The organism is Corynebacterium sp. LK10 (genome assembly GCF_008042455.1).
GTDB lineage: Bacteria > Actinomycetota > Actinomycetes > Mycobacteriales > Mycobacteriaceae > Corynebacterium > Corynebacterium jeikeium_D.
Genome location: NZ_NOVT01000021.1, coordinates 1 through 23488, shown reverse-complemented (window position 1 = coordinate 23488; position 23488 = coordinate 1). Strand labels below are relative to the sequence as shown.

Annotated in this window: 23 protein-coding genes; 6 read left to right on the top strand and 17 right to left on the bottom strand. The window is 59.1% G+C overall.

Features of this window, described 5'->3' with window-relative positions; all coding sequences use genetic code 11:
- Positions 1-10: 10 nt before the first annotated feature.
- Positions 11-967 (bottom strand): thiamine-phosphate kinase, encoded by a 957-nt coding sequence (locus CHU70_RS08710; RefSeq protein ID WP_049171566.1) that lies wholly within the window; start codon positions 965-967, stop codon positions 11-13.
- 111 nt (positions 968-1078) lie between these two features.
- On the opposite strand from CHU70_RS08710, the gene CHU70_RS08705 reads away from it, so the two are divergent.
- Positions 1079-2059, top strand: coding sequence for a DUF3515 domain-containing protein (locus tag CHU70_RS08705; protein ID WP_147719073.1), 981 nt, complete (start codon positions 1079-1081; stop codon positions 2057-2059).
- A 10-nt stretch (positions 2060-2069) separates the two neighbouring features.
- Here CHU70_RS08705 and CHU70_RS08700 read toward each other — a convergent pair whose 3' ends face one another.
- Both CHU70_RS08700 and CHU70_RS08695 read right to left on the bottom strand, forming a co-directional pair.
- The gene (locus CHU70_RS08700; RefSeq protein WP_088611501.1) at positions 2070-3173 is read right to left on the bottom strand and encodes a D-alanine--D-alanine ligase family protein; all 1104 of its coding nucleotides are present in this window, start codon (positions 3171-3173) and stop codon (positions 2070-2072) included.
- 35 nt (positions 3174-3208) lie between these two features.
- Positions 3209-4207, bottom strand: a complete 999-nt coding sequence (locus tag CHU70_RS08695) for an NAD(P)H-dependent glycerol-3-phosphate dehydrogenase (protein ID WP_147719074.1) — start codon at positions 4205-4207, stop codon at positions 3209-3211.
- A gap of 112 nt (positions 4208-4319) precedes the next feature.
- Here CHU70_RS08695 and CHU70_RS08690 point away from each other — a divergent pair, with 112 nt between their 5' ends.
- Entirely contained in the window at positions 4320-5300 is a 981-nt protein-coding gene (locus CHU70_RS08690) for an NUDIX hydrolase (protein ID WP_187269737.1), read from the top strand.
- 3 nt (positions 5301-5303) lie between these two features.
- Here CHU70_RS08690 and CHU70_RS08685 read toward each other — a convergent pair whose 3' ends face one another.
- From CHU70_RS08685 to leuC, 4 genes are all read right to left on the bottom strand, one after another.
- Positions 5304-7772: a polynucleotide kinase-phosphatase gene (locus CHU70_RS08685; protein ID WP_147719075.1), complete on the bottom strand. Its 2469-nt coding sequence runs from the start codon at positions 7770-7772 to the stop codon at positions 5304-5306.
- 2 nt (positions 7773-7774) lie between these two features.
- The gene (locus tag CHU70_RS08680; protein ID WP_048735444.1) at positions 7775-9175 is read right to left on the bottom strand and encodes a 3' terminal RNA ribose 2'-O-methyltransferase Hen1; all 1401 of its coding nucleotides are present in this window, start codon (positions 9173-9175) and stop codon (positions 7775-7777) included.
- A gap of 48 nt (positions 9176-9223) precedes the next feature.
- Positions 9224-9814, bottom strand: coding sequence for a 3-isopropylmalate dehydratase small subunit (gene leuD / locus CHU70_RS08675; protein ID WP_049189541.1), 591 nt, complete (start codon positions 9812-9814; stop codon positions 9224-9226).
- A 62-nt stretch (positions 9815-9876) separates the two neighbouring features.
- A complete protein-coding gene (gene leuC, locus CHU70_RS08670) occupies positions 9877-11304 on the bottom strand; it encodes a 3-isopropylmalate dehydratase large subunit (RefSeq protein WP_147719076.1) in 1428 nt (475 codons plus the stop codon).
- A 65-nt stretch (positions 11305-11369) separates the two neighbouring features.
- Between leuC and CHU70_RS08665 the strand changes: the two genes are divergently transcribed.
- Entirely contained in the window at positions 11370-12095 is a 726-nt protein-coding gene (locus CHU70_RS08665; RefSeq protein WP_016422526.1) for an IclR family transcriptional regulator, read from the top strand.
- Entirely contained in the window at positions 12095-13279 is a 1185-nt protein-coding gene (locus CHU70_RS08660) for an MFS transporter (RefSeq protein WP_147719077.1), read from the top strand. Before CHU70_RS08665 ends, CHU70_RS08660 begins: the two co-directional genes overlap by 1 nt.
- On the opposite strand, the gene CHU70_RS11410 is transcribed toward CHU70_RS08660, so the two are convergent.
- The 8 genes from CHU70_RS11410 to CHU70_RS08630 form a co-directional block, all read right to left on the bottom strand.
- On the bottom strand, positions 13276-13770 hold the full coding sequence (locus CHU70_RS11410) for an ABC transporter permease subunit (RefSeq protein ID WP_242451389.1): 495 nt from the start codon (positions 13768-13770) through the stop codon (positions 13276-13278). The genes CHU70_RS08660 and CHU70_RS11410 overlap by 4 nt on opposite strands.
- A 109-nt stretch (positions 13771-13879) precedes the next feature.
- Complete coding sequence (locus CHU70_RS11405; protein ID WP_242451388.1) at positions 13880-14968, bottom strand: ABC transporter permease; 1089 nt, start codon at positions 14966-14968, stop codon at positions 13880-13882.
- Complete coding sequence (locus CHU70_RS08650; protein ID WP_147719078.1) at positions 14965-16431, bottom strand: ABC transporter substrate-binding protein; 1467 nt, start codon at positions 16429-16431, stop codon at positions 14965-14967. Before CHU70_RS08650 ends, CHU70_RS11405 begins: the two co-directional genes overlap by 4 nt.
- Positions 16432-16513: 82 nt before the next feature.
- A complete protein-coding gene (locus tag CHU70_RS08645) occupies positions 16514-17722 on the bottom strand; it encodes an MFS transporter (RefSeq protein WP_147719079.1) in 1209 nt (402 codons plus the stop codon).
- Positions 17719-18363, bottom strand: coding sequence for an ABC transporter ATP-binding protein (locus tag CHU70_RS08640; RefSeq protein ID WP_147719080.1), 645 nt, complete (start codon positions 18361-18363; stop codon positions 17719-17721). Before CHU70_RS08640 ends, CHU70_RS08645 begins: the two co-directional genes overlap by 4 nt.
- A complete protein-coding gene (locus tag CHU70_RS11400) occupies positions 18360-18710 on the bottom strand; it encodes an ATP-binding cassette domain-containing protein (RefSeq protein WP_242451387.1) in 351 nt (116 codons plus the stop codon). Before CHU70_RS11400 ends, CHU70_RS08640 begins: the two co-directional genes overlap by 4 nt.
- 117 nt (positions 18711-18827) lie before the next feature.
- Positions 18828-18974 carry a hypothetical protein gene (locus CHU70_RS11395; protein WP_242451386.1) on the bottom strand — a complete coding sequence of 49 codons (147 nt, stop codon included), beginning with the start codon at positions 18972-18974 and terminating at the stop codon, positions 18828-18830.
- Between the two features lie 25 nt (positions 18975-18999).
- Positions 19000-19938 (bottom strand): TDT family transporter, encoded by a 939-nt coding sequence (locus tag CHU70_RS08630; RefSeq protein WP_242451385.1) that lies wholly within the window; start codon positions 19936-19938, stop codon positions 19000-19002.
- A 69-nt stretch (positions 19939-20007) separates the two neighbouring features.
- Between CHU70_RS08630 and CHU70_RS08625 the strand changes: the two genes are divergently transcribed.
- Together CHU70_RS08625 and CHU70_RS08620 are read left to right on the top strand one after the other, a co-directional pair.
- A complete protein-coding gene (locus CHU70_RS08625; protein WP_147719082.1) occupies positions 20008-20910 on the top strand; it encodes a LysR family transcriptional regulator in 903 nt (300 codons plus the stop codon).
- A complete protein-coding gene (locus CHU70_RS08620; RefSeq protein WP_016422516.1) occupies positions 20894-21319 on the top strand; it encodes a carboxymuconolactone decarboxylase family protein in 426 nt (141 codons plus the stop codon). The genes CHU70_RS08625 and CHU70_RS08620 overlap by 17 nt, the downstream gene beginning before the upstream one ends.
- Here the strand turns inward: CHU70_RS08620 and CHU70_RS08615 are convergent.
- Positions 21313-22422 carry an acyltransferase gene (locus CHU70_RS08615; RefSeq protein ID WP_147719083.1) on the bottom strand — a complete coding sequence of 370 codons (1110 nt, stop codon included), beginning with the start codon at positions 22420-22422 and terminating at the stop codon, positions 21313-21315. The genes CHU70_RS08620 and CHU70_RS08615 overlap by 7 nt on opposite strands.
- Before the next feature lie 70 nt (positions 22423-22492).
- Positions 22493-23449, bottom strand: a complete 957-nt coding sequence (locus CHU70_RS08610; RefSeq protein ID WP_070439677.1) for a lactate/malate family dehydrogenase — start codon at positions 23447-23449, stop codon at positions 22493-22495.
- Positions 23450-23488: the final 39 nt, after the last annotated feature.

The following is a 23488-nucleotide window of genomic DNA, read 5'->3' as shown; positions in this document are numbered from 1 at the left end:
CTTCGAACTCTTAAAAGGAAACCCAACCGGCATCGCGGGCAGGAGGTTTGCCGTCGATAAGCACCGAATCGAACTTTTCCTTCGACACCGTGCCGATAGCGCGGAACCCCGTCGGAGGCTCCCCCGGCGTCGAACCGATCAGTGTGTGGTCCTCCCCGCCGGTGAGCACCCACTCCCACGGGTCGATGCCCAGGTATTCACCAGCGGCAATCTGCAACTCATCGGGCGCAATAGCACTGCTGTCAACTTCCAAAGTAACCCTGGAGGCCTGCGCAATAGCGCGGAGATCCACCACCAGTCCATCGGAATTGTCCGTCAGTGAACGCACACCTGTGGCTCGCGCCGTGGCACCCCTGCGATATTCAAATTCGGGCGTACAGTGTGCTGCCACCAGCTGCGCAAACTCACTCGGAACCTTTGCCGGGCTTCCGCAGTGCTGCAGCAGCGCAAGGCCCGCAGCAGAGTAGCCGATGCGTCCCGACGCAATCACCGTATCCCCCGCGCGTGCCGCTGAGCGCAGCAGCGGCCGCCCAAGCCCACCGAGTTCGCCCATCGCACTGATGGAAATCACCAGAGAATCTCCGCTGACCATGTCACCACCGACGAGCTCCGCCGGACATTGCTTGCCTTCCTGCCACAACCCCTCGGCGATACCGGTGACCACACTCACCGGAGTATGCAACGGTGCTGAGATGGCGAAAAGCATGGCCGTTGGACGCGCACCCATCGATTCGATATCGGCGAAGTTCTGTACTGCGGCCTTAGCTCCAACTTGCTGAGGTGTCGACCAGTCCAGGCGGAAATGGCGCCCTTCCACCAACATGTCGGTGGAAGTGACAAAACGGGCGTTGGGGGTTGTCTGTGTCAAGACGGCGGCATCGTCGCCATTGCGTGCCGACGGGGCGATAGCCCGGATGGCCTCAATGACCCCAAACTCGCCAATATCGCCAATGGTCAATTCAGTCACAGTGTCGAGTCACATTCCTAATAGTCGATGGTTAACCGTTAATAGCGGAACCCGTCTCGGTATTGCCCCCAACCAATTGGAGTTGGTACCGGACAACGTAGAATCAGGCCCATGGTAGACGCACCCCCATCGGGAGAAACAGTTCAGTCCAAGGGTAGCCGGACACGCGCGGGCATCGCACTCGCTATCGCCATTATCTCTATCCTCGGCATCATTTTTGCCGCAAAGATTTACCAGGATAATCAGGCGACAAAGCCAGTCGCGATTTCCAACCCGGAGCTCCCCGCCAATGACTCGCCCGAGTGTGCGGAACTGCTCGACCGACTGCCAGATCGCGCCGCAGGTCTGGTTCGCGCCGACATTGCAGAGCCGGCTCCAGAAGGCGCCGCTGTGTACCGAAACTTGGAACAAGACCGCATCACGCTGCGCTGTGGCGCGAACGTACCTAGCCAGTACAACGAGCTGGCTAAGACCGAAGAGGTCAAGGGCATTTCGTGGCTGCGTGTTGTCGACAGTACCGACGAGTCTTTGGCGACTTGGTTCACCGTCGGGCGCGAACCGGTTGTTGCGATTACCGCCGAAGGAAATGCAGAGGCGGAGGATGCCCTGAGTGACCTCGCCGAGGCGCTGCGCCCGGACTCCGAGTACAAGAACAAGCCGGAGCGCGGCGGCGTCCCGCTGGCAGAATTGGCAGCTCCGGAAGCTGATAAGCGCTGCAGCGGCTTGGAGGCTGCCCTCCCCCGCGAGCTTGGCAACCGTCACCTTCTGAGCGCAGAGGAAATGCCGGCTGACATGCCGAAGGACATGGTCATTTGGGGCGGCACCCCAGCCGATCCGGTGGTGCTGCGCTGTGGTGTCGACGAGCCGGCTGGCTATAGCACCACCACGCAGCAGCTGACGCAGGTTGGCGACATTGTCTGGTTCAACGAACCAACGCTCTCCTCCGGTACCTCCGCCACCTGGTACGCCATGGGCCGGGAGCGCTTCGTCGCCGTTGAAATGCCGATGTCGGAGGCCAGCTCACTGATGCCGGTGCTCTCCTCGGTCATCGCTGACAACCTGGAGAACATCTCGCCGAGCGAAGAAAAGTAAGAACCAACTTCTATCGACGAGCTACCAGCGCCCGCTCAATCAGGGCGCTGAGCAGCTCCTCGTAGGCAACACCGGAAGCCGCAAACATCTGCGGGTACATCGAAATCGGGGTAAAGCCCGGCATGGTGTTGACCTCATTGATAATCGGGCCATTATCCGTGACAAAGAAGTCCACGCGAGTCAGCCCATCAGAGCCCAGTGCCCTGAACGCCCGACGAGCATCCGTGTCCAGTGCCTTCAAAACATCCTCCGGCAGCTCAGCCGGGATCTGCGCCGAGACGACATCATCCAAGTACTTGGTCTCAAAACCGTAGAAGCCCTCGTCAGAGTCCTCCGTGCCACGCAGCAACGACGGAACTGATACCTGCAGGCTGCCGTCAGCGCGCTGCAGCACACCAATCTCCACTTCGGCGCCGTCTACACCGGCCTCTACAATGACCTTCCAGTCGTGCTCTCGGGCCAGCTCTACCGCCGCATCCAGATTCGCCCAATCATCGACGCGGGAGATACCAATCGACGATCCACCACGGGCAGGTTTAACGAACACCGGCAGGCCAAGGGTCTCCTTGTCCTCGTCGGAAAGCGACTCGCCGACATGCAAAACAACCTGCTTGCCAATAGGAAGCCCCGCTGCCTGCAAGAGATTCTTCGTGCGTTCCTTATCCATTCCCGCAGCGGAAGCGAGCACGCCCGGGCCGACATAAGCAATGCCGGAAAGCTCAAAGAGCCCCTGAATCGTGCCGTCCTCGCCGTGCGGACCGTGGAGGACCGGGAAGATAACGTCGACGGTGTCGAAAACCTCGCCGGCGCGATCACCGGTGACGAAGCGGAATTCACCGCGGCGTGACGGCGAGGCGCTCAGCGCAACCTCCTCGCCCGGGATGACCTCAGGCATCGTACGCCCCTGCGTGCGCAGCGTATCCGTCTCACGCGTGCCGACGGTCCAGACACCATCCTTGGTAATACCAATGGGAACCACTCGGAAGCGGTCTTCATCCAGGTGATCCATAATTGCGCCGGCCGAGACACAGGAAACACTGTGTTCAGGGCTTGCGCCGCCGTAGATGACGGCGACGGAAATGCGATCTGCAGACGAGCTATTCGACGAAGTCATGGTGACTAAGTTTAGCCCCGACCTCGTTTAAGTGGTTACTCCGACTTGCGGCTGCGCCCCATCAGCTTGCGAATTGTCTCATCGACCTTCGCGCCTTCGTGGCAGACGGCGTAAACGGCCTCAGTAATTGGCATTTCCACGCCATTGCGACGAGCGAGGTCACGGACCGAGATTGAAGAAATCACACCCTCAGCCACCTGACCGCGCGTAGCGTGCTGCGCCTGCTCCATCGTGTCACCGCGACCGAGACGATCGCCGAAGGTACGGTTACGCGACAGCGGCGAGGAACAAGTGGCCACCAAGTCACCGAGGCCCGCCAATCCCGCGAAAGTCTTATCTTCTGCACCAACCGCGTCGCCCAGACGCGTGATTTCCGCCAAGCCACGGGTGATAATGGTTGCCAGCGTGTTCTCACCCAATCCTTGACCAGCGGCCATACCGCAGGCCAACGCAATGACGTTCTTGCAGGCACCGCCGATTTCGCAGCCGATCACATCGGTGTTGGTGTACGGGCGGAAGTAATTAGTGGCAACTGCCGCCTGAATCATCTTGGCGTTGTTCTCATCGGCGCAAGCAATCACCGTTGCCGCTGGCTGCTCCATCGCAACTTCGCGGGCGAGGTTCGGGCCGGACAGCACCGCAATACGCTCTGCTGGCAGGTCTGTGACCTCCGCAATGACCTCACTCATGCGCAGATGTGTCTCGCGCTCCACACCCTTGGCCAGGCTGAGCAGAATCGTCTCCGGCCCGATGAAGTCCTTCCAGACCTTGAGGTTGTCACGCAGAGTCTGCGAGGGCATGCCCAGCACCACCACATCCGCGCCCTTCAGCGCGGCCTCTGCATCCGAGGTGGCTTCGATGTTGCGCGGCAGCCCCAGACCAGGCAGGTAGTCGTGGTTTTCGCGGCTGATCTGAATACGCTGTGCCTGCTCCGCACGTCGCGACCACAGCCGTACAGGATTGCCCGCATCAGCAAAAACCTTGGCGAGCGTCGTGCCCCACGAGCCCGCACCCATCACTGAAACCTGCACCATCGCCGCGACCTTCCTCCGTTAGTCTCTAATCTCCAACAAGTCTAGCGAGACGTTCTCACACTGCGATACTAAACTAGGTCGGCGACAAAGGATTGAAAGGGAATTCACGATGATGCACGAAGAGGACAAGGACCTCAAGGGCGATACCTCCGTGACCGGTCGCCTGCGCCAGATTCCAACGAAGCCAGGTCAGGATGTCACCAAGCCGACCTTCGCGGCCGGCGCGGTTCTATGGCGCGGCGATGTCCACAACCCTGAAATCTGCGTGATTCACCGTCCCTCCTACGACGACTGGTCGCTGCCGAAAGGCAAGCTCGACGCCGGCGAGAACCTCATTGCCACCGCCGTCCGCGAAATCTGGGAAGAGACCGGTTACCGCGTCCGTCTGGGCAAGCTCGTCGGCAACGTCTCTTACCCTGTCGCCGGACGCACGAAGCTGGTCTGGTACTGGACCGCTGAGGTTCTCGACGGCGAATTCGAGCAGAACTCCGAGGTCAACGAGCTTCGCTGGGTCTCCTGGGACGAAGCCGAGGAGCTACTGTCCTACGATCTCGACCGTGACGTGCTGGTCAAGGCCCGCAAGCGCATGAACAAGGAACCGGACACCCGTCTCATTCTGGTTCGCCATGGGCGCGCGCACCGTCGCACCAACTGGAACGGCAATGATGCACTGCGGCCACTGGATAAGAAGGGACGTCGTCAAGCGGAACTGCTCGTCTCTGCCCTGGAAGGCTTCCGCCCCGAGCGGGTCTACTCCGCCGAGCCCGTGCGTTGCCAGGACACCGTCGCGCCACTCGCCGCAGAGCTGGGCATGCAGGTCACAGTCGACGAACGGCTTGGCGACGAGCACTGGATTGCCAACCAGGTTGAGTCCAAGAAGGCATTCGAAGACATTGTCGCGCTAGGCGGAGTCAGCGTCATCTGCTCTCAGGGCATCACCATCCCAGACCTGCTTGCCGCCTGGTCCGCTGAGGGCACCCTTCCCTTCGACGAGGAGATCCTGTGCAAGAAGGGCTCTGCCTGGGTGCTGGGATTCAACGACGGTGTAATGACCACGGCTGATTACTACGCCTCGGCGCTGCCGGTGAAGTAGGTCCTACAACCTCGGATCCATCGGCTCTGACTCCAGCGCCAACACGCCGAAGACAGGGACGTGGATTCGATGCAGAGGCTCGCCCGCCGCTAGACGTTCCAGCGACTCAATGCCGAGGGCATACTCGCGCAGCGCTGAGGACTGCTTGTGCTGCAGATTTCGCCGCTTCAACTGCTCTTGACGCTGCGGGTGCAGGTAGTCATGCCCATAGATCATGCGCAGATACTCCCGCCCCCGCACCTTCATACCGGGCTGCACCTGGCGGTCCACTGCCGCGTTTTCCATTGGCTTGACGACGGCCCCCTCCCCGCCCGACTCTGTCAGTTGCAACCACCACTGCGATGCGGCCTCCACCTGTTCCGGGTCACTGGGGTCGAGGACGAAGCAGCGCGTCTGCCGGTAGATCTGACTGTCAGCTGCTACCAGCTGGTTCGCGATATCCAAGTGCCATGAGTGCGGCTTGTAGTGCCAGGTGGCATCCTCACTTGCCAGCACTTGGAAGGGTGCGAACTGAATCTTGTTGTCGCTGTCGACATAGCGGTTGTAAGCAGCGCGGAACTTCTCGAGCTCGTCCAGAGTCTGTTCTGGAGCGGGACCGCCGACCTCTATTCTCCTGCCGGTAGCTGCCTGCAGAGCGGCCGCGAGCTGTCTGGCAGCACCAATACCGGCGGCAGCAGTGGGTGCATAGATGTCGTCGATAAGCCCTTGCGCCTTGAGATTCCAAGGCAATACTTCGCCGTCGAGCAGGACCCAGTCGCCGAATTGGTCGAAAAGCCCGGCGCGCTCTGCGGCCTTGGTCATTTCGTCGAGTGCTGGATTCTTACCGTCGAAGAAGGCGCGTCCGGTACGGGTATATGCGTAGGTGCTAGCACCGAAACGGGTCTTTGCTCCTGGCCGAATCAGGCAGAGCACAGCTCGGGAACCCATGTGCTTTTCCTGACAAATGACCTGGTCAGTGTGTTCAGCGTAGTAGCGGAATGCCTCCTCCGGGTGTTCCAGGAAGCCTTCCCGCTGTGAGGTCGGCGCCGGTGACATGGTTGGTGGCAGGTAAGGAATTCTCTCCGGCGCGAGCGTGAAACGGCTGATGGTTTCCAGCGCTGCAGCCGCGCGGCCACTATCAATGCGGATGCGTCCATGGCGCCCAGTCTGGATACCATCGACGTCTAACACGTCAGTGATACGCAGCTCGGACTCCGGTCGGTTGGTGGTCTTGCGGGATGGGGCCTCCCACCACGTCTGCTTTGCATCGACCTGCACGTTCTCTAGTTCGGGATAGCGCAGTGCAGAGAGCTTACCGCCGAATACGCAACCGGTGTCGATGCACATGGTGTTATTGACCCAGCGCAGACGGTCCGCTTCCATGTGGCCATAGACAACACGGGCGGCACCGCGGTAGTCCGCCGCCCAATCCAGACGTTCTGGCAGGCCATTTTCATCGAGCTTGCCAGTAGTCGCACCGTAGAGCGCGAACTCGCGGACTTTTCCAGAGGCCCTGCCATGGAGGTGCTCAGGCAGTCCCGCGTGGGCTACGACCAGGGCTCCGTCATCAAGCACGTAGTGCACAGGCAGGTGGTCGATGAAGTCGCGGACGTCTTTCCGGAACTCCTCACTTTCGCCTGCGAGCTGAGTGAGCGTTTCGGCCAGCCCGTGGCCCGTGGTGACGTTGTGGCCGTCGAGGGCGCGCACCAACTTAGAGTCGTGGTTTCCGGGCACGCAGAGAGCATTGCCGTCCGAGACCATCCCCATGACCAGCTTCAAGACGGCTGGGCTATTGGGGCCGCGGTCAACGAGGTCACCAACGAAAATGGTCTTGCGGCCATCTGGGTGATGAGCATTGCTGCCATCCGCCGAGAGCTCGTAGCCGAGCTTCTCCAGCAGTGCGGTCAGCTCGTCGAAGCAACCGTGGACATCGCCGATGATGTCGAAAGGGCCGTGGAGATCGCTGCGATCGACCTTCAGCGGCACACGTTCAATGGTGACGTTGTCGATTTCCTCCGCGGAATTCAAGATGAAAACGTTGTGAATCTTCTCGCGCTTCAGGTGCTTGAGCCCTCGGCGCAGGTCACGGTGCTGGCGCTCCAACACCTCTACTCCGAAGTTGCGGTCAGTGCGCTGCCTGTGCCGCTCCTTCACCTCCGCCAACGGAAGATTCAAAACGATAGCAGCACTGAGCGCATGGTGTCTGCGCGCCAGCTTCACGAGCCGGGCGCGGTCCTGCGGTTTCACATTCGTCGCATCGACCACGGTGAGTAAGCCTGCTTCCAGCCGCTTGCCGACGATCGTCTCCAGCAGCTCAAAAGCAGGCGCCGTCGCCGCCTGGTCATTCGGATCGTTGGAAACAATGCCGCGACAGGTATCCGAGGAAACGACCTCAAATGGACCAAAGTGTCGTGCCGCAAAGGTCGACTTTCCAGCACCGGAGACACCGACCAGCATGACCAAGCTGAGGTTAGGAAGTGAGATGGTACTCATAATTAGCTCTCCTCTGCTCCGGTGAAGTCGTAGGAAAAGACCGCCATTTCTGTCGGTTGTCCATAGGTTTCGTGCACGTCCCCAATACCGTCGAAGTCCACCAGATAACCGAACTTCTCAGCCACGCCCTTCGCCCACTGTCGAAACTCCACGCGACTAAACTCGAAACGGTGATCCAGGTGTCGGAACTGCCCGGGCGCTAGGTTTGGATAGCACGCGTTATAGTCGCTGTTCGGCGTGGTGACGATGACGTACTGTGGCCGGGCTGCTCCAAAGACGTTGTTCTCCAACGCGGGCAGTCGGTCGGCATCAACATGCTCGATGACCTCCATCAGGATCGCCACGTCCATGTTCGCGATGCGCTCATCGGCATAGGTAACCGAGGATTGGAAAAGCTCAACCCGCGCGGCTTGGCGCTCCGGCATACGATCTAGGTTCAGCGCCTTGTGCGCCTTACGAAGCTCCCCCACAGAAACATCGGTACCAACGATCTGCGCGATTCGCGGATTCTCCAGCATCGGCCCCAGCAACACGCCGGAACCACAGCCGATGTCCACAACGCTGCGCGGGCGCAGGCTAAATACCTCACGCAGGACCCGCTCTTGACGCTGTCGATTTAGTGGGTTGGCTGGCTGGTCACCGCTGAACAGTTCGATTGCACCGGCTTCCCCGGCTTCCCCAGCAAGCTTCACGACGGCCTCGTTGACCAGGCCTTTTTGATCCGCAAGGTAGCGCCCCAGGATTCTCTCCCGCTGTGGGTGCTCCGGTAGCCAGTCCTGCGCACGCGCGGCGAGCTTGTCGATTTCCCGGTCATCGACCCAATAGTGTTTCCCACCGTCGAGGACAGGAAGCAGAATATACAGGTGATTGAGCAAATCGCGGACGGTTGCTCTACCCGAAAGCGTTACCGTCGGTGAGAACTTCTGCCCGGCAACATTGTTCGAAAAATCGCAGGCAACGTTCCACCCCAGCGGCTCGAACAGAGCGCGAATCTCTTCCTCGGTGCCGGGTACCGCGGCGACCGTCGCGGTGAGGTCGCTTGGCACTTCGTCGTAAGGCGAGGGCTTCTCCATGACCATCGCTGTGGAGAAGACGGACTTCAGCGCCACTGTCATAATCGATGACGCGGCCCATTGCCGGTCATTGATGTAGCCGGTCAGATTGAACGTATCAGCGCGGTACTGCTTGAGTTTCAGCAGCTCGTCGCGGTCAATATCAACCCAGAGAACTGCCGTGCATTCGGCATCGGTAGCCGTGGGGAAAAAGACTCTGGCAACACCGAACTTTAACTCGGACTCATGCACGCGATCGGGATGCTTTCGCAAAATAAATCCCAAATCGCGTGCTGATTCAGCAGGCGAAGATTCACCGAGCCGAGAGTGTTTAGTGATTGCCAGATACATACGGCAAGTCTAACGCCTACCGCGGATTGGACTAGAGCATTTTTTGACCTACAGCGTCTTCGGCTTGTGGGCCGGACGACTCTCCTCGTAGGCCACAATGTCCGCTTCGTTGCGCAGGGTCAGGGAGACGTCGTCAAGCCCTTCCATCAGACGCCAGCGGGTGTAGTCGTCGACCTCGAACGGGAAGACCTGCTCACCTGCCTCGACGGTGCGGGTCTCCAGGTTGACGGTGAGCTCCATGCCAGGGTTAGCCTCCAGCAGCTTCCACAGCAGCTCGACATCGGACTGCTGCATCTGTGCGGCGAGCAGCCCCGCCTTGCCGGCATTGCCACGGAAGATATCGGCGAAGCGGGAGGAGATGACGACGCGGAAACCGTAGTCCATCAGGGCCCACACGGCGTGCTCACGGGAAGAACCGGTACCGAAGTCCGGCCCTGCTACGAGGACGGAGCCCTTTGCGTATTCCGGACGGTTGAGCACGAAGTCGGATTCGTTATTGCGCCAGTTGCTGAACAGGCCATCCTCGAATCCGGTGCGGGTGACGCGCTTTAGGTAGACGGCCGGGATGATCTGGTCAGTGTCGACGTTGGATCGCTGCAGGGGAACGCCGACGCCGGTGTGAGTATCAAACTTTTCCATGGTGAAAGATCCTTAGAAGTTCTGCTTGGGTCTGTCGTACAAAGATCGGCAGTGAGAGTCAGTTAGAGATCAGCCGGTGCTGCGAAGTGACCGGCGACGGCAGTGGCTGCGGCGACAGCCGGGCTGACCAGGTGGGTACGACCACCCTTGCCCTGGCGGCCTTCGAAGTTGCGGTTGGAGGTCGAAGCGCAACGCTGGCCCGGGGTCAGCTGATCCGGGTTCATGCCCAGGCACATGGAGCAGCCCGGCATACGCCATTCGGCGCCTGCCTCTTCAAAGATCTTGCCCAGTCCCTCTTCTTCAGCCTGCGCACGAACCTTTGCGGAGCCCGGCACGATGAGCATCTGGACGCCGTCGGCAACCTTGCGGTCCTTCAGCACGTCGGCGACGGCGCGCATGTCCTCGATGCGGCCGTTGGTGCAGGAACCGACGAAGACCACGTCGACCTTGACGTCGCGCATCGGGGTGCCCGGTTTCAGATCCATGTACTCCAGCGCGCGCTCGGCGGCGATGCGGTCGGAGTCCTCTGCGATAAACTCCGGATCCGGCACGGTCTCCCCCAGCGGCACGCCCTGGCCAGGGTTGGTACCCCAGGTAACGAATGGAGTCAGCGCGGAACCGTCGATTTCAACGACCTTGTCGAACTCTGCGTCCTTGTCAGTAACCAGGGACTTCCAGTATTCGACAGCCTCGTTCCACTGCTCGCCCTGCGGCGCGTGCGGGCGGCCCTTCAGGTATTCGAAGGTGGTCTCGTCCGGAGCAATCATGCCGGCGCGGGCACCGGCTTCGATGGACATGTTGCAGATGGTCATGCGGGCTTCCATCGACAGCTTCTCGATGGCCTCGCCGCGGTACTCAATAACGTGGCCCTGGCCGCCACCGGTGCCAATCTTGGCGATAATCGCCAGAATCAAATCCTTGGCGGTAACACCATCCTGCAGTTCGCCGGTGACATTGACCGCCATGGTCTTGAAAGGCTTCAGCGGCAGAGTCTGGGTAGCCAGAACGTGCTCAACCTCCGAGGTACCGATACCGAAGGCCATGGCGCCGAAAGCACCATGGGTTGCGGTATGTGAGTCACCACAGACGACGGTGGTGCCCGGCTGAGTCAGGCCCAGCTGTGGGCCGACGACGTGCACGATACCCTGCTCGCGGTCGCCCATCGGATGCAGGCGGATACCGAACTCCTCGGCGTTCTTGCGCAGTGTGGCAATCTGGGTACGAGAGGTCGGTTCCTCAATCAGATTGATTTTGCCGCCGGCGACAGTGGTCGGAACGTTGTGGTCCTCGGTTGCGATGGTCAAATCCGGGCGGCGTACCTTGCGCCCTGCCAGACGGAGGCCATCAAAAGCCTGCGGCGAGGTAACCTCGTGGACGAGGTGCAGATCGATATAAATCAGATCTGGTTCGCCGTTGTCGCCTTGCTTGACTACGTGGTCATGCCAGACTTTCTCGGCCAGAGTCTTCGGGCTGGTGTCCGTGGTGCGCATAGTGGGTGAGCCGCCTTCCGGATATATCTCTTTTATCTCAAGGAATGAGATGTTAATATCATGGCATGGGACAGATTAGCACATCCGAGACGCCAGCTCTAAGTGGCATTAAGGTTCTCGACCGTTCGGTACTCATTCTCAAGTCTGTTGCAGAAACTCCACGCACCCTCGCCGAGCTCTGCGACGACACCGGCCTGCCCCGCGCCACCGCCCATCGGCTGGCCACGGCGTTGGAAGTACACCGCCTTGTCACCCGCACTCCGGACGGCCGCTGGACGACGGGCCCCGGCCTCACCGAGATCACGCCTGTCACAACCGACCTGCTTGCCGACGCCGCAGCGCACATCCTGCCGAAGCTAGTAGAGGTAACCGGAGAGTCCGTGCAGCTCTACCGTCTCACCGGCGACACCCGCACCTGCATTGCCTCCATGGAGCCCGCCACCGGGCTGCGCAACACCGTGCCGGTTGGCTCTCGTATGCCGCTGACCGCCGGCTCCGCCGCACGTGTTCTGCTGGCTTTTGGCCCGGCCAATCTCGCTGAGCGCATGCTGCCCGACGCCGACTTCAACGAACAGGACCTCGACGACTGCCGACGTCTCGGCTGGTCTGAGTCCATGGGCGAGCGCGACCCCGCACTCGCCTCTGTTTCCGCCCCGGTTTTCGACGGCAACCACCGCATGATTGCAGTCCTGTCCGTCTCTGGCCCCGTGGAGCGCATGACTCCGTCGCCCTATGAATGCTGGGGCGCAAAGGTTCTCGCCGCCGCTGAGGAGATGAGCTCCCGACTGTAATGCCCGCTTACCGTCACCTTGTCCTACTTCTGTCCATGTTCGCGGCGGTCGGTTCGTCCGTCGTTCACATGGGTGTGCCTTTTCTCATCCCATCCCTGCAGGAAAACGGTTTAAGCCTCTCCGCCGCCGGTCTCGTCGCAGCAATGCCGGCGGCCGGTATTGTTTTCACACTCATCGCCTGGGGCTGGTTTGTCGACCGCTACGGCGAACGCGCAGCTCTGTTCGCAGGCTTGACTTCTACCGCCTTGACGACGGGGCTTGCGGCGCTGGCTTCGTCGTCAAGCCCGGCCCTGCTCGGGGCTGCGCTCTTCCTCGCTGGATGTGCGGCGGCGAGCGTGAATTCTGCATCCGGCCGCGTGGTGTCGGGCTGGTATCCGCCGCATCAACGCGGTACTGCGATGGGCATTCGCCAAATGGCTCAGCCCCTTGGCGCTGCACTATCAGCGGTAACCCTGCACCCTCTCGCGCAGAACTACAGCATCGGTGTCGCACTCGCGATGCCCGCAATTCTGTGCGCTGTGCTGGCGTTGCTTGTGCTGGTTGGAGTAAAGAATCCCCCGCGCCCTGATGCCTCGAACCCCACCGTCACGGCCAGCCCTTACCGCGACGGCAAATACCTTGTGCGCATCCATATCGCCTCGGCGCTGCTGTCCTGGCCGCAGTCGATGATGGGCGCCTACATTCTGGTGTGGCTGTTGTCCGTGGGTTATGCCGATAGCACGGCGGGCACGGTTGTGATGGTCGCACAGCTGCTCGGTGCCGGATCGCGAGCACTGATGGGTGTGGTCTCCGACCGCGTTCGGTCCCGCATCCGCCCCTACCGCTGGGTCTCGGGTGCGACTTTTATCCTGGCTGTCGCAATGATGATTGCCAGCTGGGCTGATTGGCGCACACTTGGCACTGTGCTGGTCTGCGCACTGGCCGTTGCCGTGGTCAGCCCGAATGGTCTTGCCTTCACCGCAGTTGCTGAATACGCAGGCCCCTTCTGGTCCGGACGCGCTATGGGTACGCAGAACACGTTCCAGAACATTATCTACGCTGCAACGCCTCCGGTTTCGGGTGCGATTGTGGCCGCTGCGGGTTTCCCCGCACTGTTTGCCGTCACGGCTCTGTTCCCCGCCGCCGCGCTGGGTATTGCGCCACGAGAAGACCAGAACCGCCACGGGCGGGTAGAGCTGGGCTAATCAGCCTGCCGCTTGCCGACGAATCGGTCGGTAGCAATGGTTGCGGCAACACCGAGGCTGGCTAGTCCAATCATCGGCCCCCACGCTAACCACGGCGCCCGCTCGAGATATTGCGTGGATTCGTTGAGGATTACGCCCCAATCTGGACTGCCAACACCTGCGCCTACGCCGAGGAAGCCGAGAGCTGCAAGGGCGATAGCATTATGGGCAATCCTGGTCACGGCATGGCGAGCTACTGCTGGAATGGTCATGGGAAGAACATGCAGCTTCAAAAGGTGCCAACGGCTGGCCCCCATGGTTTGCGCAAATCGGTAGTGCCCGGATGCAGCGGCTTCGTTAGCGACTTCGACGCAATGTGCAGCCAGTGGAATCCACCCGACCAAAAACACCGCTATCGCAGCTGTCAGCATCGAGCGGCCCAAGACTCCAGCCAGAATAAGTCCCAGCAATATTGCGGGTACCGCATTCATGGCATCTCCGAAGAACTGCACTGATGCCCCTAGATGCCCAATCACAAGGGCGATGAGTGCGCACACTACGGTCACCAGGATTGCAGTTCCGATAGTGGCACCGATACCGTCGGCAAGCCGCGCCCAAATGTCACGACCAAGCTGATCGGTACCCAGTGGGTGTTGCCAGGACGGTGAAATGAAGCGTTTCGCAGAGTCGATGTCCGCGCTGCGGGGAATTCCCAGCGCAATTAGCACGATAGGAATAATCGACAGGATGAGACTCCAGAAACGTCCACCCCCCTGTAGGCCGGCCAACAGTGGCGATGCTTCCTCGCAGCTTCCGCGCATACTGCCCCCGTATTGCCTGAGCCACGAGTCCACAGATTATGCCAATCCCCAACACCACAGTCACCGCAGCTTGCAGAACGGGAATATCGCCCGCAGTAGCAGCCGCAACCACGTTCCGCCCAAAACCCGGCAAATGAAAGGTGACCTCAATTGCTGCGGTGGCCGATAACGTGCCCGCAAAGAACAGCGTCAACTGTGACAGTGTCGGCAGCAGGCTACGCCAAGTGACAAATCGAACAATTGTTGATTTTGGAACGCCATTGGTGCGCCATGACTCTACCCAGGGTTCTGACAACGCAGTATCAGCTGAAATCAGCAACACACGCCCATAGAGCCCCGCGGCGGGCAGGCCAATTGCCAGCACTGGCAGCACCATATGCGCAGGTGATGCCCAACCGCCTACCGGAAACATGCGCTGTTCAACAGCCAACCACCACAGCAGTAAAACCGCCACCACAAAGTTTGGCAGTGCGGCGAGAACCGCTAGCACGCTCGGTGTCCATTTTCCGGCTCGCAATCCTGCAATCCGTGGAAGTACGAGCGCCAGCGCAACGACGACGCACAACGCCATGGAAGCCACAGTCAATGCGAACGTAATACCGAAGCCGTTCACGGCCTGAGCGAAAGCATCTTGTCCGGTTACCCACGAGGTACCAAAGTCACCGTGAAGAATATTTGTCGTCCACTGCTGGAGCGACTCCCACGGCGTTGTCGGCAGGCCATATTCTCTGCGGACAGCTTCAATAAGCTCCGGTGTTATCTCCCGTTCCCGCTCACGTGCACGCAGAACGGCGTATGCGGGTTCCCGTCCTGTCAACCACGGCAACAGGGCCGTGAGGACGAGAAGTCCCACAACTGAGGCAACTACCGCGAAAGCTTTCCGAATCACTTAGCCGTCTTCTCTGTAATCAGGTGGCGCTCCATCGGATCGAGTGCGATACCACGAACATTCTTCGCACCGATTAGCGATTTTTCATGAGACAGCGGAACTACTGCACCATCTGCAACAATTTCCGCGCCGATTCGAGCTGCTGCCGACAGGCGCTCCTCATCGTCGCCAAGCTCAGCGGCCTTCTCAATATCAACATCTATGGTCTGGTTACACAGCTGCGAGAGGTTATAAGAGCTCTCACAGGTGAAGTCGGATTGTAGGAAGCTGATCGGGTCAGCCGCACCGAGCATGTAATTGCGGGAACCGACGATAACATCAAAGTTCCCCTCGAGCATGTCTGCTTCCAAAGAGTTGTAGTCGGCTACCGTGATGTCGACTGTGAATCCCATCTTGCGCAGCTGATCCGCAACAAGATTGGCAACTTCGGGCAGCTCCGCACGGGAATCCCACGTAGCCAAGCGGATTTCCTTCCCCTTGCCATTCGGCCCCGGCTTCACAGTGGTCTCAGGAGTTGCTGCCGCCCACGAGGCTGAACGATTAAAAATCGACCCCTTCGGATTCACCGCTTGAGCTTCAAAAATGTCCCTAACCACCGGTTCAGGATCGATTGCAGCGGCTACTTCCTTACGCAGTTCGGCATCGGCAAACACGCCTTTTGCGGTATTAAAATGCAGGAGATTGACACGAGGTAAATCCACCTTAGATACGTCCACGTCATCGAGGCCTCCCAGCGATGAGATTGGCAACCCCTTGACCAGGTCTTGCTCATCTGCGCGCAGTGCATTCGTACGAGCTGTGGAATCCCCAATGAAAGACAATGTCAGAGTCTCAGTTTCCGGCTTACCGTTTCGGTAGTCGGCGAATGCACGTGCGGATACGGTACCGTCTGGGTTCTTCGTCTCGAGTTCAAACGGACCTGTACCATGCCCAAAGGGGTCAGGTGCGTCCCCTTCAAATGCTGCGGGTGAGAGAATCATAGTTCCCGGATCGGCAAAGCGCTTCACCAAAATTGGATCATCTTTATCCGAAGTGACAGTAACCTCTCGGTCTCCTGTGGCCGTAGCCTGAAGTTGGTTCTTGCCGAGCCCCTTTGGCCTCGTCGGCGCATCAATGGCATGCGTGAGTGAGTTGGCAACAGCCTGTGCATCGACTGGCGTTCCATCGTGGAAAGTCAGTCCATCCGGCAGAGTAAATACAACGGTGCGGGCATCCTTCACTTCCCACTTTTCTGTCAGTTCGGGCTTAACGGTGCCCTCGTCATCAATCGCCACAAGCATTTCCGTGGCACCTGCGCGGGTCGACAGTACTGCGTCATCGGAGTATGGCGAGAACTCTGCGACCGGTTCGAATTGCAGGGCTACCCGCAGCGCATCCGCATCACCGCTGCCCTGCGCAAAGCAGGAGGCCAATCCGAACGGCAGTGCCGCAGTGGCCAGAATTAGTCCAATTTTTCGATTCATAGAGTTACTTCTCTTTCGTAAGTGTCGAGTTTTTTGGGGAGGGATCTAGTTGGCTGACGCTCTCTAGCGCATTTGATGTTGGCTAGTGCTGCTGTCTCAGTTTGGTTAGCCCCACAGCCGATATCAGCAATAAAACGGTCATGATTGCCCACGGTGCTGCTGCCAACAACTGTGGGGTCTCGGCCCAATCCAAGGTGGCGCCAACCACAATCGACCCCACTAAAACGGCGAGTCCACCGAAGCTGTTGAGAAAACCGTATGCAGAACCGAGGTCCTTGTTTCCGGTTAGTTTTCCGACGAGGTCTTTGGCTATCGGAACTGCAATCATCATTCCGAGATGCATCACTAGCAGCATTGTCACTGCCGGGGCTAAGGCCCACCATCCCTCCATGTGGATAGGCGCGCAGACCGCAATGATGGCGAAAGCAAAGGCCATCAGGCCAAAACCGCCACCAATGGCAACCCCTAAAGACAGTTTTTCTGCCCATTTAGTCACGGTGGTTTGCAGCCCGATAACGAATACCGCTGAGATGACAAAAAACCAGCTCAGATACTCATCGCTACCTGTGGCACGACGCAGTTCTACAGGAAGAGCCAAATACTGCTGGTTATAGGCGAGCAAATAGGTCGAGTAGAACACCGCAAACACAATGAACGCTCGATTGCGAAGGATTCGCCCCCACGCGGCAGTCATACTGCCACCAGCTGAATGCACGCCTTCCCATCTCCGCGCTAACAGCAGATGCATCACAAAGATGCCGGTAAAGATGGCTGCACCGGCAAAGGAAACAGCTGAAAAACCGATTGGGATCAACAGCGCACCAATCACAGGGCCAGTGAGCGAGCCCAAACGGGAATAGCTTTCGTCAAGAGCAAAGAGTCGTGCCCGTGTACACACTCCTTGTTTCTCGAGTTCGGCACCCCCACCGGCCAGCAAGGATTCAACTGCAGGCGAGAACAGTGCGGCCGCAAAGCCAATAAGGACAACGCCAACAAACATCATTGGCACGGAGGTTGCCAGTCCAGTTACCAGGAAACCTACAACGCGAAGCGCAACTCCAACGAGCAACACTTTGATTGCCCCGAAACTATCGGCAAGTCCGCCGCCGAGGAAGAACATTCCCTGTTGGCTAAAGGTTCGTACACCAAGTACCAGCCCCACCACGGCACCGCTGGCCCCTAAGTTGTTCGAGAGCTCCACGGCAATAAACGGGACAACGAGGTAAAAACCGATGTTGAAAAGAAGCTGCGTAATCAACAGTGCTTGAATCTTTTTGGGCAATTGCTTCACGACGCTAGCTCCTCTGCAGCCGACAGGAGCTCAACAACTTCAGGAATATCGGTTTTATCTAGCTCTCCAACCGGGCCGCTATAGACCGCTTCCCCTGCTGACATGACGATTATGTGATTACACAGTCGCAACAAGCTGTTTATGTCATGAGACACCAGCAGTACCGTCGCTTCAGTACCGAGGAGGACCTCCTCCAACATGGAAGCGGTATCCCGGTCCAGAGCGGAAAACGCCTCATCGGCAATGATCAGTTCCGGTTTGCCAATGAGCGCACGTGCAATTGCCATTCGCTGGCGCTGACCGCCAGAGAGCTCGTGGGGTCGTCGATATGCAAATTCCGGGTCGAGCCCCAGAGATTCCAGCATCGCTCGAACATCCCCAGTTGCGAACTCACAAATGCTGTCGATTACCGGCCGATGTGGCAATAGCGTGGCATCTGGGTTCTGCGGAATATAGCCAATTGGCCCCTGTGCCATCGTGACTGTGCCGCTGTCAGGGCACAACTGGCCTGTCAGGAGACTGATTAGGCTACTCTTGCCCGCTCCCGATCTCCCCATGATGCCAACCACGCTTCCCTGCGGAATCGTGAGAGTGACATCGAGGAGCCTGCCTTTGCAAGTAACTCCATCGATACTGGTCATGCGCAGACTCGCTCTTCCACAGTGCCACTTTCCAAATAGAGGATTCGTGTAGCGATCTTTCGTGCTACTCCCTCGTCGTGGGTGGCAATAACAATGGCTGTTTGCGTGCGCTCATGTAGCTTCCGCAGAGCGTCTACTACGTCAAGAGTCGCAATCGGGTCCAGCGAGGAAGTAGGTTCGTCGGCAAGCAGCAGCGAAGGCGACGGTTTTGTCGCCAGCGCCGCCGCAATTGCGACACGCTGACGCTGACCTCCGGAGAGCTCCATGGGATAGCGATGAGCCTGTTCTCGGGAGATACCGCAGGCCTCGAGCGCATCGAAACCACTGTCGTGCGCGAGAATTCGCACTTGCCGATCGCAGCGCACAAGAGGATTAAGGCACGCCAAAGTGTCTTGCATAATAAAGCTGGTCCGCAGACCTTGTTGACTTAATGTGCGAAGAAACGACGTCTTTCCCGATCCTGACTACCCCATCACCGCGACAATGTCCTTCGGGAAGATATCAAGTTTGTCGATGTGGAGTACGTTCTGTTCGCCAGCTGATACATCGACATCACGCAAGCGCACTATCGCGGAATCGCCCATTCTCTCCTTCTTGCCAATCAGTTTCATTAAGGGGAGTTTAACACGTTGAACTCTAAACCTGTGCAGCCTGCTCTCGCATCCACCAACCAAATCGAGCCACGCACGCTACCCAGTGCACAGCCAATAAACACAGCAGTCCGGCACTAACGGCGTACAGCCACTGCGCGCCGATAGTGCCACCCAGGTTGTGCGTACCAAGACTCAGAGTGCCCACGGGGAAGGTTGCACCCCACCAACCAGGGCTGTATCCCGCCCAACGGATTACGGCGCGGGTGAATCGTCGTAAAGCAATGGCGACGAGGAAGACACCGACAATGAGCACGGTGGAACCGTAAGCGACAGCGAAGGTTCGGTTGAAAAGCAGCTGGGCAGCGGCCGTGGACTGACCGACCAATCCGAGCGGAATCCAGGCAGTACCGGCGATGGAATCGGGGATACGCATGGTGCCGGAGAACAGCGCGACGTAGCAACGTACGAAAACCGGCAGAACTGTAATCAGCGCCATACAGAAGAGTATTTGTGCGCAGACCTGATAGAACGTGCCGTAGCCAACGCTCAGCTGCGCGCCGCTTGTCGCCGCCACCATCGGGGCGACCAGTGCAAGGCCCCACTGAAAAGTCGGCTCGCCTTCGAATCCTCGCAGTTGACGAAGACTGACGTAGATTGCCAGCGGCGCGCCAATCCACCAGGACGCCAGCTGCCACACAGAATCGTTAAACAACGAGCTTGCGGCGCTCCCGAGAGACATAATGCCCATCGCGAACATGCCCCACGGCGCCTGCAACTTCGAGTGAAAAGCCGGGTTTCGAAATCGCAACCAACCGACCACTATGAAACCGAGAATGCCAACTGCCACGACGAGAAGCAGTTCCGGAACCACCGGCACGTCATGAATGTGCGCAAGCGTGGCGAAGATGGAGGTGCCCATCAGCGATCCTGCCCACGCAGGCCCGGCGGGCGCAAGCACATCACTGCGAGGAGAGTTGGTCATGCCCATACCGTATTTGTTCTTGCTGCAGTCACCGCTATCACGAAACTCTGTGAGGGGTACCATTGATGCATGTACCCCTCCGCTGTGGCCGAACTCGAAGCACTTTTCACCGTCGCCCGTGCGGGGTCGATCTCGAAGGCCGCGCGTGAGCTCGGCACCAACCAGCAGACCATGTCCGCACGCATCGCACGGGCGGAAAGAGCGCTGGGAATCACAGTCTTCGAACGCTCCCCTTACGGCGTCTCCCCTACAGAAAAAGGGCAAGTGCTTATCGACGCTCTCCCAGACCTCCTCGCCGCCTGCCACAAGTTTTCGGGCATTGCCGCCAGCTTGCGTTCCGACAATGTTCCCCGCCACCTCACCCTTGCGGTGTCCAACACTGTCGCTGAGCTCTACTACCCCGGCTGGGCCGCAGAGTTCCACCGGCAACATCCCGCAGTCAAACTTTCGATGGTGCAGGCAAACTCCCGTGAGGTGCGGCAACTAGTAGCCGACAGTGCGGTGGACTTCGGCCTGGTAGAGGGCGAGGCTGGTCGGCACGACCTCGAAGAACGAATCATCGGCACCGACGAACTGGTCCTCGCCGTGCCGACTGGGCATTTGTGGGCTGAGCGGGCCGAGATATCCGCCGAGGAACTGCGCGCGACGCCACTCGTTATTCGCGAACCGGGTTCCGGTAGCCGACAGGTGGTGGAAGATGCACTGGGCACTCTCACCGAACCCGCCGGAGAATTTGGCTCCCTTTCAGCACAGCGCGCTGGAATGATTGCGCTGGCAGCGCCAACAATCATCGCCCGCGGCGCAATTCGCGATCAGGTAACGCTCGGGCGCATCGTCATCGTCCCCACCGACACCGTTTTTACTCGCAACCTCAGCGTGGTTATGCGTCGTGGCAGTAAAGCTAGTGGGGACATTTCGGAATTTATCCGCATTTCTAGTCCTATACTTAGCAAGCATGAGCAATCCCAATGATGACCTCTTTTCCTCCGACCGCTACGATGCCGGTATCCAAATCCGTCGCGAGGTAATGGGCGACGAATTCGTCGATGCCGCCCTCTCTCGCAACGCCGGCTCCGACGGAGAGACCCTGCAGAAGCACATCACCGCCACAGTCTGGGGTTCTGTCTGGAGCCGCGAAGGACTGGCCAAGCGTGATCGATCCCTGCTCAACATTGGAATGCTCGTGGCCCTGCGAGCCACCGAGGAACTGCGCGGCCACATCAAGGGCGCTCTCGCCAACGGTCTGACCCGCACCGAAATCACCGAAGCCATCGTCCACGCGTCTGGTTACTGTGGCGCACCGGCCGCACTGTCCGCGATGAAGGTCGCGCAGGAAGTGCTCGTCGCTGAGCTCGGCCCGCTTGACGACGACGATCAGTAGGCAGCCCACGGGCTATCAGGCCCTGGCCTCCGCGTTAGTACATCAGTGATGCGGCGCAGCAGCCACGACAATGGCAGGGCGATGGCAGTGGTGACAATTGCCACTGCCAACATCGAGCCCTGGAAGGTCTGATAACCCATCAAGCTCATTACCCAGTCCATGACCAACACGTGGACGAGGAAGAACTCGTAGGAGACCTCCCCCAACCACATCAAGGCTGGATGACGAAGCCACCTTACCTCCGTGCCCAGCGCAATCGGGGCCACGAATGCGCCTGCGGACAAGCCATACAGCGTGGTCTTCCACAAAGCCTGGTCAACATCATCTGGCACCAAGGTAGCCGGCCCCACATGCGTAGTAGTGGATAGAACGAACAGCACCAGAGCTATCAACCAGCTGGCGGCCAGATTAACGCGCCATCCGACCTTTCGACCGTAGGCCAGCAGCATACCGATGGCGAACCAGTCGAAATACGCCATCGGCCACAGCCGTGCCACCACCGGCAGCAGGTTTTCCTGGTGCGATAGCACAGTCCAGACCGGGCCAATGAGGCCAAAACCAATAATGATGGCCAACGTTGGACCAGGCCGTAGCCGCCCCTTTGTGATCGTCCAGATGCCAAGCCCCACCAGCGGCAATACCAAGTAGAAGCCGACTTCCACCACCATCGACCACATCTGCGGCAAGCCCGGGTGAATCCAGCCGAATTGGGGCGTCTGGGTAAACGACATCGTGCGCAACCAGCCCTGTAGCCCTCCACCAGATGGTGGTGGGTCGTCTGCGGTGTGAATGAGAAAGGCCGCAGTGACCACAATCCAGTAGGCCGGCAGGACTCTCTTCGCACGGCTGGTGAAATACTTCCGCAAGTCCGGTCGGTTCGCGGGGACGTCGTCAGGCGAACCGAGCCAGCGCCCTGTGAGCAGAACCGCACTGAGCACGAAGAAGATGGTGACGCCAATTTCGAATCGACCGTTGAGGCGCCCCCACCAATCGCCGGTGTAATTGCCCGTCCAAAACGCGGCATGCGTGAGCAGGACGCCGAACGCGCCGATGGCTCGGATGCTGGTCAGCTCCGGAACGTAGGTGGACTTGGCCGAATTCATGGCAATATTTTAGGAGCGCAAAGTACTTCCCCGTGTTATTTCGGCAAAAGTGGAATCTACATAATTTCTTCTACATGTTCTCGACGGTGCTCAAGATGTACTGAGCAGATTCACGCAGTCGCTCCAGCTCCCAGCTGTTTAGCTGTGGCGGCATACGACGAATGATTCCACCTCGGCCGATCACCGCTGGCATCGACAGCGAGACATCCGTCAACCCGTATTCACCATCCAAGCGTGTACACACCGGGTGGACGCTGTTTTGATCCAGCATCACCGCGCGGGCAATTTCCAAAGCGGAGCGTGCAACACCGGCATTAGTCCAGCCCTTGGCATTGAGAACATCGTAAGCTGCCCCGACTACGGCATCTTGAATTTCTTGCGGTGAAGGCAACTGCGTGCCATGCCATTTTTCCAGTTCTGTCCACCTCACACCTTGCACGTTCAGCGTGGACAAAATTGGGACGGCCGTAAGCCCGTGCTCACCCATCATGTAGCCAGTAACTGACTTCGGGTCGATACCGAGCTGTTTGGCAACTACCCACCGCAGTCGGGCCGAATCTAGCATCGTGCCGGTGCCAAAGAGCTTTTCCGCGGGGTAATCGAACTCGGTATGTGCCAAGTGCACCACCGCATCGAGCGGATTAGTAATAAATAGGACAATCGCATCGTGCGTATGCTTCACGATTCCCGGCATGACATCGCGAACCACTTCCCCGCTGAGCTTGGCTAATCCGGCACGGTCCGGACGGGAATCCGGGTCGTCCGGATCAGGGAGAATGGACGCACCAGCAGCGACGATAATCATATCCGCGTCGGCACAATCGCTGTAGTCGCCAGCATGCACATTGACATAGTCCGTGCCGGGAACACCAGTGGACTGGGATTGGTCCAGAGCCTCGCCATGCGCGACGCCTGGTGCTGTGTCAATTGTGGCAATCTCAGCGAACAGCCCGGATTCCATGGCATATGTCAGGACATACGAACCGACGTGACCGAGACCAATACAAACGAGCTTTGAATGTTTCATAGTTTCGATACTAGGACTGTGGAAATCCAGTGCCGCGGT

Coding starts and splice junctions, on each gene's coding strand:
- leuC (WP_147719076.1), bottom strand. CDS start 11,304: ATGCGCACCACGGACACCAGCCCGAAGACTCTGGCCGAGAAAGTCTGG.
- CHU70_RS08685 (WP_147719075.1), bottom strand. CDS start 7,772: ATGAGTACCATCTCACTTCCTAACCTCAGCTTGGTCATGCTGGTCGGT.
- CHU70_RS08695 (WP_147719074.1), bottom strand. CDS start 4,207: ATGGTGCAGGTTTCAGTGATGGGTGCGGGCTCGTGGGGCACGACGCTC.
- CHU70_RS08690 (WP_187269737.1), top strand. CDS start 4,320: ATGCACGAAGAGGACAAGGACCTCAAGGGCGATACCTCCGTGACCGGT.
- CHU70_RS08620 (WP_016422516.1), top strand. CDS start 20,894: ATGAGCAATCCCAATGATGACCTCTTTTCCTCCGACCGCTACGATGCC.
- CHU70_RS08705 (WP_147719073.1), top strand. CDS start 1,079: ATGGTAGACGCACCCCCATCGGGAGAAACAGTTCAGTCCAAGGGTAGC.
- CHU70_RS08625 (WP_147719082.1), top strand. CDS start 20,008: ATGTACCCCTCCGCTGTGGCCGAACTCGAAGCACTTTTCACCGTCGCC.
- CHU70_RS08680 (WP_048735444.1), bottom strand. CDS start 9,175: ATGTATCTGGCAATCACTAAACACTCTCGGCTCGGTGAATCTTCGCCT.
- CHU70_RS08660 (WP_147719077.1), top strand. CDS start 12,095: ATGCCCGCTTACCGTCACCTTGTCCTACTTCTGTCCATGTTCGCGGCG.
- leuD (WP_049189541.1), bottom strand. CDS start 9,814: ATGGAAAAGTTTGATACTCACACCGGCGTCGGCGTTCCCCTGCAGCGA.
- CHU70_RS08630 (WP_242451385.1), bottom strand. CDS start 19,938: ATGACCAACTCTCCTCGCAGTGATGTGCTTGCGCCCGCCGGGCCTGCG.
- CHU70_RS08665 (WP_016422526.1), top strand. CDS start 11,370: ATGGGACAGATTAGCACATCCGAGACGCCAGCTCTAAGTGGCATTAAG.
- CHU70_RS08700 (WP_088611501.1), bottom strand. CDS start 3,173: ATGACTTCGTCGAATAGCTCGTCTGCAGATCGCATTTCCGTCGCCGTC.
- CHU70_RS08640 (WP_147719080.1), bottom strand. CDS start 18,363: ATGACCAGTATCGATGGAGTTACTTGCAAAGGCAGGCTCCTCGATGTC.
- CHU70_RS08650 (WP_147719078.1), bottom strand. CDS start 16,431: ATGAATCGAAAAATTGGACTAATTCTGGCCACTGCGGCACTGCCGTTC.
- CHU70_RS08610 (WP_070439677.1), bottom strand. CDS start 23,449: ATGAAACATTCAAAGCTCGTTTGTATTGGTCTCGGTCACGTCGGTTCG.
- CHU70_RS08615 (WP_147719083.1), bottom strand. CDS start 22,422: ATGAATTCGGCCAAGTCCACCTACGTTCCGGAGCTGACCAGCATCCGA.
- CHU70_RS11395 (WP_242451386.1), bottom strand. CDS start 18,974: ATGAAACTGATTGGCAAGAAGGAGAGAATGGGCGATTCCGCGATAGTG.